We start from the raw sequence: 2,530 nt of genomic DNA, 5'->3' as shown, positions 1-2,530 counted from the left end.
CGGGTGGATCGTGTCATCGCGGCGAAGGCGGTCTCGGCCGGCATTCTGGACGAGCTGACCCGTGACCGTGGACTCGACGCCTTCGTCCTCTTCTCGTCGGTCGTGGGCACCTTCGGCAGCGCTGGACAGAGCAGCCTCGCCGCGGCCAACGCGCAGGTGGACGCCATCGCCCAGCGGCGCAGGCAGCTCGGCCTTCCCGCGACCTCCATCGCCTGGGGCCCCTGGAACGCCGGAGGAGTGGCGGGCGGCGAGGTCAGCGCCCAACTGCGCAGGCGCGGCCTTCTCGCCATGGATCCGGGGCTGGCGCTGGCGGCGCTGGCGGAGGCCGTGGGCAGTGGTGAGGCGGCCCTGACCGTGGCGGACGTGGACTGGGAGCGCTACGCTCCCACCCTCACCGCCTCCCGTCCCAGCCCTCTGATCGGCGACCTCCCCGACGTCCAGGCGCTGCCGCGGAGCGCCACCAGCGCGTCCGGCGACGCCCCTGACACGGTGGGCGGCTCGTCCGCTCTCGCCCAGCGCCTGGCCGGGCTGACCGAGGCGGAGCGCAAGCGTGAACTCGTGGAGCTCGTCACGGCGCAAGCCGCGTCCGTGCTGGGCCACGCGTCGGCCGAGGCCGTGGACGCGAGTCGTCCCTTCAAGGACATGGGATTCGACTCGTTGACCGCGGTCGAGCTCCGCAACCGTCTGAACACGGTCACCGGCCTGCGTATGCCGACGACCCTCGTCTTCAACCACCCTTCACCTGACGCGCTGGCACGGCATCTCCTGAGCGAGGTGATCGGTGCCGGCCCGGAGGGCGCCGCGGCGGTCCCGGCGGTACGCCCGTCAGTGCCCCTTGACGACGACCCGATCGCGATCGTCTCCATGGCCTGCCGGTTCCCCGGAGGCGTCAGCACGCCGGAGGAGCTGTGGCGGCTGGTGTCCACCGGGGGCGACGCCCTGTCACCCTTCCCGACGGACCGCGGCTGGGACGTGGCCGCCCTCTACGACGCCGACCCGGATCAGGTCGGCACGTCCTATGTGCGCGAAGGCGGATTCCTGCACGGTGCGGCGGAGTTCGACGCGGGGTTCTTCGGTATCTCGCCGCGTGAGGCACAGGCGATGGACCCGCAGCAGCGGCTGCTGCTGGAGACCTCCTGGGAGGTGTTCGAACGGGCGCGGATCGACCCCGCTTCGGCACACGGCGGTCAGACCGGCGTCTTCATCGGCGTGGCCTCGCAGGACAGCTACGGGCCGCGTATGAGCGAGGCACCCGCGGGCTTCGAGGGCTATCTCCTCACGGGCACCGCCGCGAGCGTGGTGTCGGGCCGCGTCGCGTACACGCTGGGTCTTGAGGGTCCGGCGGTGACGGTGGACACGGCGTGCTCGTCGTCGCTGGTCGCCCTGCATATGGCGGCCCAGTCGCTGCGCGGCGGCGAATGCTCGCTGGCCATCGCCGGTGGTGTGACGGTCATGTCGTCGCCCGGTACGTTCGTGGAATTCAGCCGTCAGCGGGGACTCGCCACGGACGGGCGTTGCAAGGCGTTCTCCGATACCGCGGACGGAACCGGCTGGGCGGAGGGCGTCGGCGTCCTCCTCCTGGAGCGGCTTTCCGACGCGCGGCGCAACGGGCACCGGGTCCTCGCACTCGTGCGCGGTACGGCGACCAACCAGGACGGCGCGAGCAATGGGCTCACCGCTCCCAACGGCCCCTCCCAGGAGCGCGTCATCCGGCAGGCGCTGGCGCAGGCGGGTCTGTCGGCCGCCGAGGTGGACGCGGTGGAGGCGCATGGGACGGGGACGCGGCTGGGCGATCCGATCGAGGCTGAGGCGCTGCTGGCCACCTATGGTCAGGGGCGTGGGGACGGGGAGCCGTTGTGGCTGGGGTCGCTGAAGTCCAACATCGGTCATGCGCAGGCTGCGGCGGGCGTCGGTGGTGTGATCAAGATGGTGCTGGCGATGGAGCATGGCGTTCTGCCCAGGACGCTTCATGTGGACGAACCGTCCCGGCATGTCGACTGGGGTTCGGGTGCGGTGTCGCTGCTGACGGAGGAGCGTGCCTGGCCGGAGACGGACCGTCCCCGTCGTGCGGGTGTGTCGTCGTTCGGTGTGAGCGGGACCAACGCGCACGTCATTGTCGAGCAGGCCCCGGTAGCGGAGGAAGCGCCTGCCGAGAGCCCGGCGGATCCGGTGGCGGGCGCGCTGCCCTGGGTGCTCTCGGGCAGCGGCCATCCGGCGCTGCGTGCCCAGGCCGCCCGTCTACTGGCGCATATCGAGGCACGCCCTGAGCTGGACACCGCCGATATCGCGTACGCGCTCGCGACCACGCGCACGGCGCTGGAGGACCGCGCGGTCGTCGTCGCGGACGACCGCGCCGCGTTCATCGAGTCGCTGCGCGCACTCGCGGCGGGCGAGGAGACCGCGAACCTGATCCAGGGCGTCAAGGACCCTGGTGGCAGGGTGGCGTTCCTGTTTACGGGGCAGGGTGCGCAGCGGTTGGGGATGGGTCGGGAGTTGTATGGGGTGTTTCCGGTGTTCGCGGGGGCGTTTG

At 71.6% G+C, this 2,530-nt stretch carries 1 protein-coding gene; it reads left to right on the top strand.

Annotated features, from left to right (window positions below; all coding sequences use genetic code 11):
* Positions 1 to 2,530, top strand: a 2,530-nt coding sequence (locus ACFVIM_RS34565) for a beta-ketoacyl synthase N-terminal-like domain-containing protein (RefSeq protein ID WP_384310195.1), incomplete at both ends; no start/stop codon positions are given.

Origin of the sequence: Streptomyces sp. NPDC057638 (assembly GCF_042800315.1) — a bacterium.
GTDB lineage: Bacteria > Actinomycetota > Actinomycetes > Streptomycetales > Streptomycetaceae > Streptomyces.
Note: the sequence above shows the minus strand (reverse complement) of the source record. Positions and strands in the feature narration are given on the sequence as shown.